Annotated in this window: 14 protein-coding genes; 9 read left to right on the forward strand and 5 right to left on the reverse strand. The window is 76.2% G+C overall.

Annotated elements, in window-relative coordinates; genetic code table 11:
* The first annotated feature begins 19 nt into the window (after positions 1 to 19).
* The 3 genes from CHC04_RS15205 (at position 20) to CHC04_RS15215 (ending at position 2,429) form a co-directional block, all read left to right on the forward strand.
* Positions 20 to 793, forward strand: coding sequence for a sulfite exporter TauE/SafE family protein (locus CHC04_RS15205; protein WP_089404807.1), 774 nt, complete (start codon positions 20 to 22; stop codon positions 791 to 793).
* 62 nt (positions 794 to 855) lie between these two features.
* Complete coding sequence (locus CHC04_RS15210) at positions 856 to 1,620, forward strand: sulfite exporter TauE/SafE family protein (RefSeq protein WP_089404808.1); 765 nt, start codon at positions 856 to 858, stop codon at positions 1,618 to 1,620.
* 68 nt (positions 1,621 to 1,688) lie between these two features.
* Positions 1,689 to 2,429, forward strand: a complete 741-nt coding sequence (locus CHC04_RS15215; protein ID WP_141233820.1) for a hypothetical protein — start codon at positions 1,689 to 1,691, stop codon at positions 2,427 to 2,429.
* Between the two features lie 13 nt (positions 2,430 to 2,442).
* Here the strand turns inward: CHC04_RS15215 and CHC04_RS23640 are convergent, their stop codons facing one another.
* The 3 genes from CHC04_RS23640 to CHC04_RS15230 form a co-directional block, all read right to left on the reverse strand.
* Positions 2,443 to 3,018: a hypothetical protein gene (locus CHC04_RS23640; RefSeq protein WP_141233821.1), complete on the reverse strand. Its 576-nt coding sequence runs from the start codon at positions 3,016 to 3,018 to the stop codon at positions 2,443 to 2,445.
* Between the two features lie 52 nt (positions 3,019 to 3,070).
* On the reverse strand, positions 3,071 to 4,738 hold the full coding sequence (locus tag CHC04_RS15225) for an alpha-amylase family protein (RefSeq protein WP_089404810.1): 1,668 nt from the start codon (positions 4,736 to 4,738) through the stop codon (positions 3,071 to 3,073).
* Positions 4,739 to 4,848: 110 nt separating this feature from the next.
* A complete protein-coding gene (locus CHC04_RS15230; RefSeq protein ID WP_089404811.1) occupies positions 4,849 to 5,922 on the reverse strand; it encodes a TIGR03885 family FMN-dependent LLM class oxidoreductase in 1,074 nt (357 codons plus the stop codon).
* A 132-nt stretch (positions 5,923 to 6,054) separates the two neighbouring features.
* Between CHC04_RS15230 and malQ the strand changes: the two genes are divergently transcribed.
* A complete protein-coding gene (gene malQ, locus CHC04_RS15235) occupies positions 6,055 to 7,893 on the forward strand; it encodes a 4-alpha-glucanotransferase (protein ID WP_089404812.1) in 1,839 nt (612 codons plus the stop codon).
* A gap of 126 nt (positions 7,894 to 8,019) precedes the next feature.
* Here the strand turns inward: malQ and CHC04_RS15240 are convergent, their stop codons facing one another.
* Positions 8,020 to 10,674 carry an ExeM/NucH family extracellular endonuclease gene (locus tag CHC04_RS15240; RefSeq protein WP_245817271.1) on the reverse strand — a complete coding sequence of 885 codons (2,655 nt, stop codon included), beginning with the start codon at positions 10,672 to 10,674 and terminating at the stop codon, positions 8,020 to 8,022.
* A 207-nt stretch (positions 10,675 to 10,881) separates the two neighbouring features.
* On the opposite strand from CHC04_RS15240, the gene CHC04_RS15245 reads away from it, so the two are divergent.
* From CHC04_RS15245 to CHC04_RS15265, 5 genes are all read left to right on the forward strand, one after another.
* Positions 10,882 to 11,187: a hypothetical protein gene (locus CHC04_RS15245; RefSeq protein WP_245817273.1), complete on the forward strand. Its 306-nt coding sequence runs from the start codon at positions 10,882 to 10,884 to the stop codon at positions 11,185 to 11,187.
* Between the two features lie 64 nt (positions 11,188 to 11,251).
* A complete protein-coding gene (locus CHC04_RS15250) occupies positions 11,252 to 11,455 on the forward strand; it encodes a hypothetical protein (protein ID WP_089404815.1) in 204 nt (67 codons plus the stop codon).
* Between the two features lie 38 nt (positions 11,456 to 11,493).
* Positions 11,494 to 11,916 (forward strand): hypothetical protein, encoded by a 423-nt coding sequence (locus tag CHC04_RS15255; protein ID WP_089404816.1) that lies wholly within the window; start codon positions 11,494 to 11,496, stop codon positions 11,914 to 11,916.
* A 33-nt stretch (positions 11,917 to 11,949) separates the two neighbouring features.
* Entirely contained in the window at positions 11,950 to 12,771 is an 822-nt protein-coding gene (locus CHC04_RS15260) for a DUF998 domain-containing protein (RefSeq protein ID WP_089404817.1), read from the forward strand.
* Between the two features lie 40 nt (positions 12,772 to 12,811).
* Positions 12,812 to 13,261 carry a pyridoxamine 5'-phosphate oxidase family protein gene (locus CHC04_RS15265; protein ID WP_089404818.1) on the forward strand — a complete coding sequence of 150 codons (450 nt, stop codon included), beginning with the start codon at positions 12,812 to 12,814 and terminating at the stop codon, positions 13,259 to 13,261.
* On the opposite strand, the gene CHC04_RS15270 is transcribed toward CHC04_RS15265, so the two are convergent.
* Entirely contained in the window at positions 13,258 to 14,166 is a 909-nt protein-coding gene (locus tag CHC04_RS15270) for a DMT family transporter (RefSeq protein WP_089404819.1), read from the reverse strand. The two genes, CHC04_RS15265 and CHC04_RS15270, sit on opposite strands and share 4 nt — an antisense overlap.
* Positions 14,167 to 14,222 lie beyond the last annotated feature (56 nt).

Consider the following 14,222-nt stretch of genomic DNA (forward strand, 5'->3'; position numbering starts at 1 on the left):
GCCCGGCGGCGGTGACCGGGTGACCCCGCCGGAGGCGCTCGCGGTCGCCGCGGCGGGACTGGCCGCGGGCGCGGTCAACGCCGTCGTCGGGTCGGGGACGCTGGTCACCTTCCCGGTGCTGCTGGCCACCGGGCTGCCGCCGGTGACGGCGAGCGTGTCCAACAGCCTCGGCCTGGTCCCCGGCAGCGTCGGCGGGGCGTTCGGCTACCGCCGGGAGCTGGCCGGTCAGCGCCGGCTGCTGCTGCGGCTGGTGCCGGCCTCGGCGCTGGGCGCGCTCACCGGCGCCGTCCTGCTGCTGACCCTCCCGGCGGCGGCGTTCGAGGCGGTGGTGCCCGTGCTGGTCGGGCTGGCCGTCGTGCTGGTCGCCGTCCAGCCGCTGCTGACCCGCCGGCTGGCCGCCCGCCGCACCGACCCGGGCACCGTGCCGCGCGGGCCGCGGCTGGCCGGGCTGGTCGCCGCCGCCTACGCCACCGGCAGCTACGGCGGGTACTTCGCCGCCAGCCAGGGCGTGCTGCAGGTCGGCCTGTTCGGGCTGCTGCTCGCCGAGCCGCTGCAGCGCCTCAACGCCCTCAAGAACGTGCTCAGCTCGACGGTCAACGCGGTCGCGGCGCTCGTCTACGTCCTCGTCGCCACCGACCGGGTGGCGTGGGCCGCCGCGGCGCTGGTCGCCGCCGGCTCCGCGGCGGGCGGTCCCCTCGGCGCCCGGTACGGCCGGCGGCTGCCGCAGGCGGCGCTGCGGACGGCGATCGTCGTCCTCGGCGTGGTGGCGGTCGCCGTGCTGCTCGCCCGGTGAGCCGCGCGAGCCGGCGGCCGTGACAGGCTCGTCCCGATGCGCGCCCTCCGGCCCCGGTGCCCGTGACCGTCCTCGAGTGGGCCCTGCTGGTGCTGGCCGGGGTGGGCGCGGGCCTGTCGGGCAGCATCGCCGGGCTCGCCTCGCTGGTGAGCTACCCGGCGCTGCTGGCCACCGGGCTGCCCCCGGTGACGGCCAACGTCACCAACACCGTCGCGCTGGTGCTCACCAGCGTCGGGTCGGTCAGCGCCTCGCGGCCGGAGCTGTCCGGGCAGGGCCGCCGGCTGCTGCCCCTGGTGGCCGGCGGGGTGCTCGGCGGCGCGGCCGGCGCCGGGTTGCTGCTGGTCACGCCGGCCGAGGCGTTCGAGCGGCTGGTGCCGGTGCTGATCGGCGCGGCCGCGCTGGCCATCGTGCTGCAGCGCCCGCCGCGCGAGCTGGCCGCCGAGGGGGCACGCCGGCACGGGCGGCGCGACCCGTGGTGGCTGGCCGCCGGGACGGCGCTGGTCGCGGTGTACGGCGGGTACTTCGGTGCCGCGGCCGGGGTGCTGCTGCTCGCGCTGTTCCTGCTGGGCACCGGTGAGGGACTGCCACGCAGCAACGCGTTCAAGAACGTGGTCCTGGGGGTGGCCAACGCCGTGGCCGCCGTCGGCTTCGTGGTGCTGGCACCGGTGGTGTGGAGTGCGGTGCTGCCGCTGGCCCTCGGCTGCCTGGCCGGGGGCCGGCTCGGGCCGCGGGTGGTGCGCCGCGCGCCGCAGGCCCTGCTGCGCCGGCTGATCGGCCTCGCCGGGCTGGGCCTGGCGGTGGTGCTGGCGCTGGACGCCTACCGCTGAGACCACCCGGGTGGTGCCGGGCGGGGCGAGGCACCATGGTGGGCGGCGGACAGGGAGGACGACAGACGGTGACGACCAACGACGCGGCAGGACGGTTTCTCGAGGCGCTGCAGGAGCCGGCGTCGGCGAGCGAGGACGGGCCGGAGATGGTGCCCTCCCGGCTGGCCCGGGCGTTCGCGCAGGCGGTGGGCGTGGACGGCGCCGCGCTGAGCATCCACGAGGGCGCGGGGCTGCGGACGCCGATCGGCGCCAGCGACCGGACCACCTCGCACGCCGAGCAGCTGCAGTTCACCGCCGGTGACGGACCGTGCCTGCGCGCCCACGACACCGGCCGGGCGATCGTCTTCGACATCGAGGACATCAACCGCAACTGGCCCGAGCTGCACGGCGCGCTGCTCGGCGAGACCCCCTACCGGGCGGTGTTCTCCCTGCCGCTGGCCCCGCCGCTGGGGCCGACGGTGATCGTCGACCTCTACGCCCGCGAGCTGGACACGCTCACGTCCGTGCCGCGCGACGACGTCGAGGCCGCGCTGCTGGTGCTCACCGAGGAGCTGGTGCGCTCCTCGGGCGCGGCGCCGGTCGACGAGGGAGCCCGGTGGTGGGACTCCCCCGACGCCCGCCGCCGCAGCCGCGTCTGGCAGGCCACCGGCGTGGCCACCGTGGCGCTGGGCCTCGACGTCGTCGACACGCTGACGGTGCTGCGCGCGCACGCCTTCGCCACCGGCCGGGTGGTCGACGACGTCGCCGACGACATCGTCGAGGGCCGGCTGGACCCGGCCACGCTGCGCGACCCCGACAGCGTGTCCTGAGCCGGCCGGCCGCTCAGCGGCCGGTGTAGGCGGCCAGGAACAGCACGAACGCCGCGGTGGCCAGCAGCAGCCGCGCCGGCGTCAGCCCGTTGACCAGCCCCGCGGTGGCCTCCACCCAGGACGGGCGGACGCCGGCGTCGCGCGTGCCGCGGCGGACCAGCCGCACCTCGTCGGCCAGCAGCACGCCGGCCGCGCCCAGCAGCGTCAGCCCGACGACGAGCAGCACCAGCGACAGCTCCTCGGCGAAGGCCTCGGCCCGGCCGGCCAGGAGCAGGGCGGCGACCAGCCCGGCCACCAGGCCCAGCGCGGCGCCGGCGACCGGCGCCCACGGGCCCATCCGCGTCATCGGCCCGGTGCGCCGGCGGGGGGCGGGTGCCGGCGGCGCCGGGGGGCGCCCGGTGACCGGGCCGGTGGCCAGCTGACCGGCCGGCAGCGGCTCCCCCTCCGCGGCGGGCGGCGCGGAGGGGACGGCGGCCTGCACGGCCGGCTGGACAGCGGGCTGGACGGCGGTGGCGCCGGCCGCGGCGCGTGGCGCACCAGGACTGCCGGGCGGGACGGGGGGCTGCGGGGGAACGGTCGGCTCGGTCATCGCACGTCAGGCTAGGGGGGAGCCCCGACCGTGCCCGGGCTGCCCCGGGCCGTCAGGGCAGGCGGCGGCTGTCCTCGGTGACCACCCGCAGCCAGCGGTACCCGTAGCCGTCGAGGGTCAGCTCCACCGCGCCGCCCTCGCCCAGCGGCGTCGTCCCCGCCTGCAGCAGGTCCTCCAGCGCGGCGGAGGGGGCGCAGCCGTCGAGGGTCAGCGGCACGGTGACCGGCTCGGGGCCGAGGTTGTGCACCGCGAGCAGCACGCCGTCGTCCCACTCGCACACGTGCGCCAGCACCGCCGCGTGTGGCTGCTCCAGCACCCGGAACGACCCCCAGCCCAGCTCCGGCGACTCGCGGTAGCGGCGGATGAGCAGCTTCAGGAACGACAGCAGGGAGTCGGGGTCGCGGCGCTGGTCGGCGACGTTGACGAACTCCGGCGCGAACCCGCCGCTGACCACCGGGCCGGGCAGCCGGTCGGGGTCGGCGGTGGAGAAGCCGCCGTTGCGGCCCGGCGTCCACTGCATCGGCGTGCGCACGGCGAGGCGGCCCTCGGCGTCGAGGTCCTCTCCCATCCCGATCTCCTCGCCGTAGAACAGCACCGGCGTGCCGGGCAGGCTGAACAGCAGGCTGTAGACCATCCGCACCCGGCGCGGGTCGCCGTCGAGCATGGGCGGCAGCCGGCGGCGCAGCCCGCGGCCGTAGACCTGCATCCGCTCCTCGGGACCGAAGGCGGCGAACACCTCGGCCCGCTCGTCGTCGGAGAGCTTGCCGAGGGTGAGCTCGTCGTGGTTGCGGACGAAGGTCGCCCACTGGCTGTCGGGGTCGACGAACGGGCGCGCGGTCAGCGCCTGCACCAGCGGGCCGGCGTCGGCGCGCGCCAGCGACAGGTACGTCGCCTGCATGCCGACGAAGTCGAACAGCATGGTCAGCTCGTCGCCGTCGTCCCCGCCGAAGAACTCCCGCTGCTGCTCGTGCGGCAGGTTCACCTCACCGAGCAGGACGCCGCTGCCGCTGCGCCGGCCGAGGAAGGACCGCAGGTCGCGCAGGTACTCGTGCGGGTCGGGGAAGTCGGGGTCCTCGCCCTGCGTCTCGAGGAAGAACGGGACGGCGTCGACCCGGAAGCCCGACAGCCCCAGCTGCAGCCAGAAGCCCATGACCTTCGCGACCTCGTCGCGCACCCGCGGGTTGGTGACGTCGAGGTCGGGCTGCTCCTTGTAGAAGCGGTGCAGGTACCACTCCCCCGTCGGCTCGTTGAACGTCCAGGTGGAGTCCTCCTGGTCGGGGAAGACGACCTGGTCGGAGGTGTCCGGCGGCTCGTCGTCGCGCCAGACGTAGAAGTCGTGGAACGGCGCGTCGCGCGCCTGCCGGCCCTGCTCGAACCACGGGTGGCGGACGGAGGTGTGATTGACCACCAGGTCGGCGATCACCCGGATGCCGCGGTCGTTGGCGGTGCGGATGACCTCGACCAGGTCACCGTGGCTGCCCAGCCGCGGGTCGACGCCGTAGAAGTCGGTGATGTCGTAGCCGTCGTCGCGCTCGGCGGTCGGGTAGAAGGGCATCAGCCACAGGCAGGTGACGCCGAGGTCGGCCAGGTGGTCGATGCGCTGCGCCAGGCCCTCGAAGTCGCCGACGCCGTCGCCGTTCCAGTCGAGGTAGGTCTCGACGTCGAGGCAGTACACGACCGCCGTCTTCCACCACAGGTCCGCGGTGTCGGTGATCTTCACGTTCGGGTCCCCTCAGCTCGGGCGAGACGTCGAGTGGTCGGTCGCTGCCGCCGACACGCGCGGACACGCCGCGGCGACCGGCACCGGGTGCGCACCCGGCGGTGGAGGCGTCAGCGCGCCGGCGGCCGGCCCGCGGGCAGCACGGCGGGCGGCGCGGGCTCGGGCTCCTGCCGCGGCCGGCGCGGGCCCCCCGGCCCGTCCAGCGCGACGGCCGGCTGCGGCCGGGTGACGCCGAGCTGCGGCAGCACGTGCTCGCCGAACGCGTCGAGGAAGGGCCGCTGCTCCTTGCCCACGTGGTGCACGTAGATCTCGTCGAACCCGAGGTCGACGTACTCGGCCAGCCACGCCGCGTGCTGCCCGAGGTCGGAGCTCACCAGCACCGCGCCCTCGACCGCCTCCTGCGGGGTGTACGCGCTGGCCTGCTCGAACGCCTCCGGCCCGTCGAGGTCCCAGCACAGCGGCGGCGGGAACGTGTTCGTGTACCACTGCTCGTAGGCGGTCTTCCGCGCCTGCTCGGGATCGGGGTCCCAGCACAGGTGCACCTGCAGCACGAGCCGCCCCTGCCCGCCGGCGTCGCGGTAGGCGCCGGTGAGCTCGCGCAGCGTCTCGTGCGGCTGGTTGATCGTGATCATCCCGTCGGCCCAGTCGGCGTGCCGCCGCGCCGTGGGCACGCTCATCACCGGCCCGATCAGCGCCGGCTGCTGCTCCGGCAGCGACCAGATCCGGGCCCGCTCGACGTCGACCAGCCCGCGGTGGGTCACCTCCTCGCCGGCGAGCAGGGCGCGGATGACGTCGACGCACTCGCGCAGCCGGGCGTCGCGGACCCGCTTGGGCGGCCACGGCGTGCCGGTGATCCGCTCGTTCATCACCTGCCCGCTGCCCAGCGCCATCCAGAAGCGGCCCGGGAACATCGCCGCCAGCGTCGCCGCGCCCTGGGCGATGATCGCCGGGTGGTAGCGCTGCCCGGGGGCGTTGACCACGCCGCAGGGCAGGCCGGTGGTGGCCAGCGCGGCCCCGAGCCAGGACCAGGCGAAGCCCGAGTGCCCCTGCGCGGAGTTCCAGGGGGCGAAGTGGTCGGAGCACATGGCCGCGGTGAAGCCGACCTCCTCCGCGTGCCGGACGGCGGTCAGCAGGTCGGCCGGGTGCACCTGCTCGTGGGAGTTGTGGAAGCCGATCACGGTCACCGGTCGTGCCTACCGCAGCGCAGCGGCCCGCGCCCGGCGGACGGCGGGGTTCCGCGTCCGGGACGGCCGACGAGACCGGCACCACGTCGCCGCTGCGCTGCGCGCGGACCGGCCCACCGTGAGGATCGGGGGGTGACACGCACCCCCAGCACCGACCGGTGGGGCATCGACGCCACCTGGCTCGACGCCCTCGACGAGGAACACGAGGTCGCCTCGGCCACGATCGACCGCCTGCGGGAGGTGATCGGCGAGCCGCCGGAGGACCTCGAGGACCGGGCGCCCATCGTGGCCCGACCCGGCGACGTCCTCGAGGTCGACGAGGCCGAGGTGACCCTCGAGGACGGTTCCACCCGGCACGTCGACGGCGAGCTGCCCGAGGACTTCCCGCTGGGCTACCACCGGCTGCGGACGCCGGGAGGCCCCGAGCGGCGGCTGGTCGTCTCGCCGGGCCGCTGCTGGCTGCCCGCCGACCGCGCGTGGGGCTGGGCGGTGCAGCTCTACGCCGCCCGCGGCCGGGGCAGCTGGGGCATCGGCGACCTCGCCGACCTGCGCACCGTGCGCGAGACGGCCGCCGGCCAGGGCGCCGGGTTCGTGCTGATCAACCCGCTGCACGCCGTCGCGCCCACCCCGCAGCAGGAGGCCAGCCCCTACCTGCCGGCCACCCGCCGCTTCCGCAACCCGGTGTACCTGCGCGTCGAGGAGGTCCCCGGCGCCGACCGGGTCGACGTCGACGGCGACGCCGGCCGGGCACTGTCCGACGGCGACCTCGTCGACCGGGACGCGATCTGGGCGCGCAAGCGGGAGGCGCTGCGCCGGGTCTTCGACGCCACCGGCCGCGACGACCCCGCCTTCCCCGACTGGTGGTGGCACCAGGGGCAGAAGCTGCAGGACTGGGCCACCTGGTGCGCGCTGGCCGACGTCCACGGCCCCGACTGGCACACCTGGCCCGGGGAGCTGCGCGACCCGCGCAGCGAGGCGGTCGGCCGGTTCGTCGCCGAGCACGAGCGCGACGTCGCCTTCCACGCCTGGCTGCAGTGGTGCCTGTCGCTGCAGCTGGAGCGGGCCACCGAGGGCATGACCGTCATCCAGGACCTGCCGATCGGCGTGGCCGGCGGCGGCGCCGACGCGTGGACCTGGCAGGGCGTGCTGGCGCAGGGCGCGTCGGTGGGCGCGCCCCCGGACGCGTTCAACTCCCAGGGCCAGGACTGGGGCTCCCCGCCGCTGGTCCCCTGGCGGCTGCGCGACGCGGACTACGAGCCGTTCGTCGAGTCGATCCGCGCCACGATGGCCGGTGCCGGCGGGCTGCGCATCGACCACGTCATGGGCCTGTTCCGGCTGTGGTGGGTGCCCGCCGGCGGCAGCGCCGCGGACGGCGCCTACGTCCGCTACCCCGCCGAGGACCTGCTCGACATCGTCGCGCTGGAGAGCCACCGGGCGCAGGCGGTCGTCGTCGGCGAGGACCTCGGCACGGTCGAGGACGGCGTGCGCGAGGCCCTGGCCGACCACGGGATCCTCAGCTACCGGCTGCTGTGGTTCGAGGAGGACGACCCGGCCGAGTGGCCGGAGGCGGCGATGGCCGCCGTCACCACCCACGACCTGCCCACCGTGGCGGGCCTGTGGAGCGGCGAGGACGTCGAGGAGCAGCGCGAGTACGGCACCGGCACCGGCGAGGAGCTCGAGCGGGGCCGGGCGTCGCTGCTGGCGAAGCTGCCCGGGCTGCGGCGCAACGCGAAGCCGGAGACGGCGGTGAAACGGGCCCACGAGCTGCTGGCGCGGGCGCCGTCGCTGCTGCTGTCGGCCACCCTCGACGACGCCCTCGGCGTCCGGCACCGCCCCAACGTGCCCGGCACCACCGAGCGTCCCAACTGGTCGCTGCCGCTGCCGGTGCCGGTGGAGGAGCTGGCCGGGCACCCGCTGCTGCGGGACGTCGCCCGCGTGCTGGCCGACGGCGTGCGGCGCACCGGCGCCTGAACTCCTCCGAACACGCGACCGGCGCGGCCCCCGAGGGGACCGCGCCGGTCGGACGACGTGCTGGACCGGCCCTCCTGCCGGGGCCCGCCGCGAGCGTGCGAGCGGTGGGGGCAGGAGGGTCCTTCGTCAGGACTCCGCGCCCTCCTGCTCGGCCGTGCCGGTGCCGCGGCCCTGGGTCAGGACGTCGCCCTCGCCCGGGCCGCCGACCAGCGTGTCGTCGCCGTTGCCGCCGTCGAGGGTGTCGACGCCGAAGCCGCCGAACAGCACGTCGTCGCCGTTCTCGCCGGACAGCCGGTCGTCCCCGGCGCCGCCGCAGATCACGTCGCCGGCGTTGCCGCCGGTGATCGTGTCGTTCCCGCCGAGACCCATGATCACGTCGACGCCGGTGGTGCCGCGCAGGGTCTCCCCCGCCTCGGTGCCGCGGATGGTCGGGACCAGCCCGTTGCAGCGCTCGTCCAGGTCGATCCCGAGGACCAGCGGGTCGTGGTCGCTGGACCGGTAGGGGTCGGCCGCGTAGAGCGCCGGGTCGCCGTCGTACTGGTAGGCCGACGACTCGACGGCGTTGATGTTCCAGTGCGCCAGCCCGGTGACCTTCTCCTCCAGCGCGGCGGTGGCCAGCGCGTGGTCGAGCGAGCCGGACAGCCCGTCGAACACGTAGCTGTAGCGGCCCGGGTCGAGCTGCTCGCCCAGGTCGGCGTAGCCGCCCTCGCGGAGGGCGACGATCGGGTCCTCCTGGCTGTAGGCGTTGAAGTCGCCCAGCAGGACGACGTCGTCGTCCCCGGTCTCGGTGCGCAGCCGGTCGGCGAACGCGGCGAGGGACGCGGCCTGCCGCGTGCGGTCGCCGTTGTAGGCGCCCTGGCCGTCGCCGGCGTCGACGTTGTCGCCGGTCGCCCCGCTCGCGCCCTTGGACTTGAAGTGGTTGGCGACGACGGTGAACGCGTCGCCGTCCTTGACGAAGGTCTGCGCCTGCGGCTCGCGGGCGTTGTCCCAGACCTCCTCGTCGACCAGGCCCACCGGGTCGCCGACCGGCTGCACGACGTCGTCCTGGTAGATGATCGCGCTGCGGATCACGTCGCGGTCGACGGCGTAGAGCTCCTCGGGCAGCGGCACGTAGGCCCACTTGTCGTACCCGGCGGCCGTGTTCAGCCGGCCGACGAGGTCGGCGAGGGCGCCGTCGGCGTTCCCCGGGCTCGCGCCGGTGGAGTCGGTGTCCTCGATCTCCATGAGGGTGACGACGTCGGCCCCGAGCGCCTCGATGGCGCTGACGATCTTGGCCGCCTGCTCCTCGAACTCCGCCGGGCTGCTCGCGCCGCGGGCGTCGGGCCCGGTGAGGGTGGTGAAGTAGTTGAGCACGTTGAACGCGCCCACCTGGACGTCACCGCCCACCGCGTCCGGCGCCTCCGGGCGCTCGCCGGTCGTGCCGATCGTGCCCTCGGGGGTGCCGTCGGCGGGCTGCAGCCGCCAGTTGCCGAACCCGTAGCCGAGCACGGTCGGGGCGGTGAAGGTGACGGTCTCGCCGACACGGATCGGGTCGGCCGCCGTCAGGTAGGGGTGGTTGGTCACGCCGGTGCGCGCGTTGGAGGCGTCGTCGAGGACGATCCGGCGGCGGGCGTTGTCCGAGGCGACGGCGGCGGCCTCCGGGGTGCCCGGCCGGGCCACCTCGGTGGGCTGCAGGAGCACGCCGTCGGCCGCAAGCAGCAGCTCCCCGAAGCCGCCCTGGGCGCCGCCGACGAGCTGGAAGACGTCGCTGACGACGAGGTCCTCGTCGGGGGCCACCAGCATGCCCTCGAACCGCTCCCGCTCGGCGTCGGTGGCCGGGAGCGGCAGCGCCACGGCGGTCGGCAGGTCGCCCTCGTCGCCGTCGGCGCACACCGCGACGTCGGTCTGGGAGGTGATCTGCGTCTGGCCGCCGAACTCGTTGGCCCGCCCGGTCACCGCGACGGTGTCGCCGAGGTCCACCGCCACGGGGCTGAACACGAAGACCCCGTCGGAGGTGGCGGCGTTCCCGTCGCCGTCGGGGTCCTGCAGGTAGAAGCCGGACAGCCCGGGCAGGTCGCCGACGACGACGCCGCGGACGGTGACCGTCGCCCCGTTCACCGGCGTGGTGGCCCCGGTCCCCTGCACGGCCCCGATCTCGTGTGTCGGGGTGGTGTCGCAGACGGAGGTCGCCGGGGGCGGCGGGGTCGTGGTGCCGCCGCCGTTGACCGTGCCCTTGCTGCTCGGACCGAGCGCCCAGGTGCCGGTGACGTCGCCGGCCGAGGCGAAGGTCCGGGACAGCGACTGGCCGACCGGCGTCGTGTTCGTCTCGCCGACGCCGGTGTCGACGCTGGTGATCCCGGCCGCCACGCCGCCCGCGGGCGTGATGACGCCCTCGTAGGAGACGAACTCCGCGACGGTGCCGTCGGGGCGGACGAGGGCCACGCCGTCACGGGGGCCGTTCTGCAGGCCGTTGGCGGGGTAGTCGAGCACCGCGGTGGCCGGTGCACCGGTCGCCGTCACGGCGGGCAGGTCGTCGATGTCGTACTGGACGACGTTCGACGCGTTGTCGCCGTTGTAGAGGGCGATCCGCCAGCCCGTCGAGGTCGTGCCGGGAGGGAGGGTGACCTCGACGAACTCGCCGGTGTCGTCGCCGACGTTGTCGTAGTGGATCTCGGAGACGTACGGCGTCGTCGGCGCGGCCGAGGCGGCCGTGGGCAGACCCACGACGGCGAGGGAGGCGGCGGCGGTGCCGAGGGCGGCGCGGCGCGCGAGCACGCGCCGGGAGCCGGGGGATGAGCGCACGGAGAACCCTTCGAGAGGTGCCGGGGACGTCCACATGGTGGGCACGCGGGGTGCCCGGGCCGACAACAGGATGTGACCAACGGATGACTGTTGGCGCGGACTGTGACCCGGATCACACGGGCATCGGCGTGTCCCCGATCCGACACGCCGTCCTCCGGCACCGCCGTCGACCGAACGCGTGTTCGACCGGCGTGCCAGACTGCGCAGGTGGCAGGCGGGATGCACCGGGGGTCGTCGCGGCCCTCGCTCGGCGAGCGCGCCGCCGACTCCGGCGTCCGCCCGGGCGGCCCGCCCCCGGCGGCTCCCCCACCGCGCCCGCGGCAGGAGGACGCCGGGCGGCACTGCTGGGTGCACGACCCGCCGGGTGCCTCCGGCCGGCTCCCCGGCCTGCTCGTCGAGTGGCGGCAGCGGCCCGGGGGCTGGCAGGGCCGGGTGGCCTACGCCGTCCCCGGTCCGCACGGGCCGGTGCTCGTCGAGGCGTGGCTGCCCGCCGCCGCCCTGCAGCAGCGGTGAGGCGTTTCCCCGGCGGCGGGACGGCTATGGGCTCCCGCGGAGAACCGACCACGGAGGTACCGCGATGACCACCCCACCCGACCGACCGACCCTCGACGACGTCATGGACACCGAGGAGTCCGCACCCCGGGACCGCCAGCAGCACGGCAAGGCCGAACCCCGGCCCGACGACGACGCACTCCAGCACCGCACCGAGCAGGAGCGGCAGGCCGTCGGCTCCGACGACGCCGACCCGGCCGGGGCGGACTTCCACGCCGCGACCGACTGAACGGCGCTCCCCGAGCCCGCCCCCCGTGGACGCCGCCGGTGACCCGGCTCGGAGCGGACGGCGTCGGCTGCTGGGTGGTCAAGACCGCCCGGCCGCCGGACGCCGTCGTCCCCGGCTGGCGCCCCGGGCAGACGCACGAGGTGACCCGCTGCCTGCGGCCCTCCTACCGGCTGGGTCTCATGCGGCCCGGGCAGCCGGTGCTGCTGTGGCTCAGCGGCCGCGACCGCCCCGGGGTGCACGCCACCGGCGTGCTGGCCGCCGAGCCGGCGGCGGGTGACGGCGGCCCGGTCGCCGTCGTCCGGCTCACGCTGCTGCCCGACCCGCTCCCCCGCGCCGACCTGCTGGCCGACCCGGCCGCCCGGGACGCCGAGGTGCTGCGCATGCCGGCCGGCAGCAACCCCTCCTACCTCACCCCGGCGCAGTACGCCGCCGTCCTCGCCCACCTCCCTCGGTGCCATTAGCGCGACAAAGGCACCTCCGGGCGGGCTGGGACGATGGGACGCGTGTCGAGGAAGCGGATCACCTGGGGCGCGCTGGCCTGGCTGCTGACCCTGCAGTTCTTCGTCGTCGAGACGATCGCGCAGCTGAGCTCGGAGGTGCCCTACTCGCGCTCGGCGGAGGTCATCAGCGCGCTGGGCGACCCCACCCGGCCCGGCTCCACCCTGATGAACGCCTCGTTCGTCGTGCAGGCCGCGCTGATCGGCGCGGGCGCGGTGGCGCTGCTGCCGGCGCTGCGCGGCCGCGCCGCCCGGCCGGCCGTGGCGCTGCTCGGCGCCGCCGCGCTCGGCGTGCTGCTCGTGGGGGTCTTCCCCCGCCTGACCGACCCCTCGCTGCACACCACCGGCGCGGTGCTGTACCTGGCCGGCGGCGGGCTGGGCCTCATGGCGCTGGCCTACGCCGTGCGGCCGTGGTCGGAGGCGCTCGGGACCATGGTGGTGCTGCTCGGCCTGTTCGGCACCGCGATGACCGTCTTCTACGCCGCCGGGGTCGTCGGGCTGCTCGGCGAGGGCGGTACCGAGCGGGCCGCGGCCTACGTGCTGCCGATCGGCCTGGCGCTGGCCGGCCCCGCCCTGTGGTGGCTCACCCGCACCCGCGACGAGCCGGTCCCCGGCCGCCGCCGGCTGCGCGCCGAGGCGCGGGAGCAGGAGCGGCTGGCCCGCGCCCGCAGCGCCGCGGAACGCGACGACGCCCTCGAGGCCGCCGCCCGCCGGGCGGAGGCGGCGCAGCCGCGCGGCACCACCGGATCGACCGCCGACGACGCCGCCGACGACGACCTGGACCCCGACGACCCCTGGGCCGGCCCGCGGCGCCGCTGAACCGGTCGCGGCCGCCCCCGCCCGCCGCCACGATGGGCACGTGAGCTCCGAGACCGCGCTGCAGGAGATCCCCGTCGACGAGTGCTACCGGCTGCTGGCCTCCTCCGAGATCGGCCGGCTGGCCGTCAACGCCGAGCACCACCCGCTGGTCTTCCCGGTCAACTACGCGATGGACGGCACCACCGTGGTCATCCGCACGTCACCGGGCACCAAGCTGGCCGCCGCCGACCACGCCAACGTGACCTTCGAGGTCGACGAGATCGACCGGCGCACCCGCAGCGGCTGGAGCGTCCTGGTGCGCGGCGTCGCCGAGGAGGTCGGGCCCGAGCACCGCGCCGACCTCGTGGCCCGCACCCACGCCACGGGCCTGCAGCCGTGGGCGCCCGGCGAGCACGGGCACTGGCTGCGGCTGATCCCGACCGCGGTCACCGGCCGGCGGATCGTGCCCGGCGAGCTGCCGCCGGCGGTCGACCCGCGCGCCTACCTCTAGACCGGCTGCCGGACGGGCGCCGGTGGACGCACCGGCCCGCGCCGGCGCGAGAGCGCCACCCCGGCCAGGCACACCACCCCGCCGGCCACCGCCAGCGGCGCCGGGACCTCGTCGAGCAGCAGCCACGACAGGAGCACCACCAGCGGCGGCACCAGGTAGGTGGTGACGCCGAGCCGGCCGGCCTCGGTGCGCGCCAGGGCGTAGGCCCAGGTGCTGAACGCCAGCGCCGTGGGCACCACCCCGAGGTAGACCGTGCCCAGCACCGACGACGCCGGCGCGGTGGCCAGCTCGGTCACCAGCGCGCCGGCCCACGGCAGGCAGCACACCGCGCCGATGGCGCAGGCGGTGGCGGTGACCTGCAGCGGCGGCAGCCGGCGCAGCACCGGCTTCTGCGCCACCACGCCGACGGCGTAGGTCACCGCCGCCACCACGCACAGCAGCACGCCGAGCGGGTCACCGCCGCCCTGCCGGCCGGCGACCCCGATGAGCAGCACCCCGGCGAAGGCGACGGCGAGACCGGCCACCAGCCAGCGCGGGAAGCCCTCCTGCAGCCAGACGCCGGCCAGGACCGCGATGAGGATCGGCCCGACGTTGACCAGCATCGCCGTCGTCCCGGCGTCGAGGTGCCGCTCGGCAGCGTTCAGTGCCACGTTGTAGACGGCGAACCAGCCCACCCCGCAGACGGCCAGCAGCCGCCACTCCCGCGGCGTCGGCGCCACCCACCCGCGGCCCACCGACAGCAGCGCGAGCACCGCGGCGCCGACCAGCAGCCGCCCCAGCGCCAGCGCGCCGGGTGAGAGGTCGGCGCCCACCGCGCGGATGCCGACGAAGGCCGACGCCCAGGCCAGCACGGTGACGGTGACGGCGGCGAGGACGGGCAGGGAGACCGGGCGGGCTGCGGGCACGTCCCCGAACCTAGGGACCGGCACCGACGCTCCGCTGGCGACTTCCGGACACCGCA

The organism is Geodermatophilus saharensis, from assembly GCF_900188205.1.
Lineage (GTDB): Bacteria > Actinomycetota > Actinomycetes > Mycobacteriales > Geodermatophilaceae > Geodermatophilus > Geodermatophilus saharensis.

Bases quoted from the DNA above. Each gene is read 5' to 3' on its own strand.
- CHC04_RS23640 (WP_141233821.1), bottom strand. From the start codon at position 3,018: ATGACCGAGCCGACCGTTCCCCCGCAGCCCCCCGTCCCGCCCGGCAGT.
- CHC04_RS15250 (WP_089404815.1), top strand. From the start codon at position 11,252: ATGACCACCCCACCCGACCGACCGACCCTCGACGACGTCATGGACACC.
- CHC04_RS15260 (WP_089404817.1), top strand. From the start codon at position 11,950: ATGGGACGCGTGTCGAGGAAGCGGATCACCTGGGGCGCGCTGGCCTGG.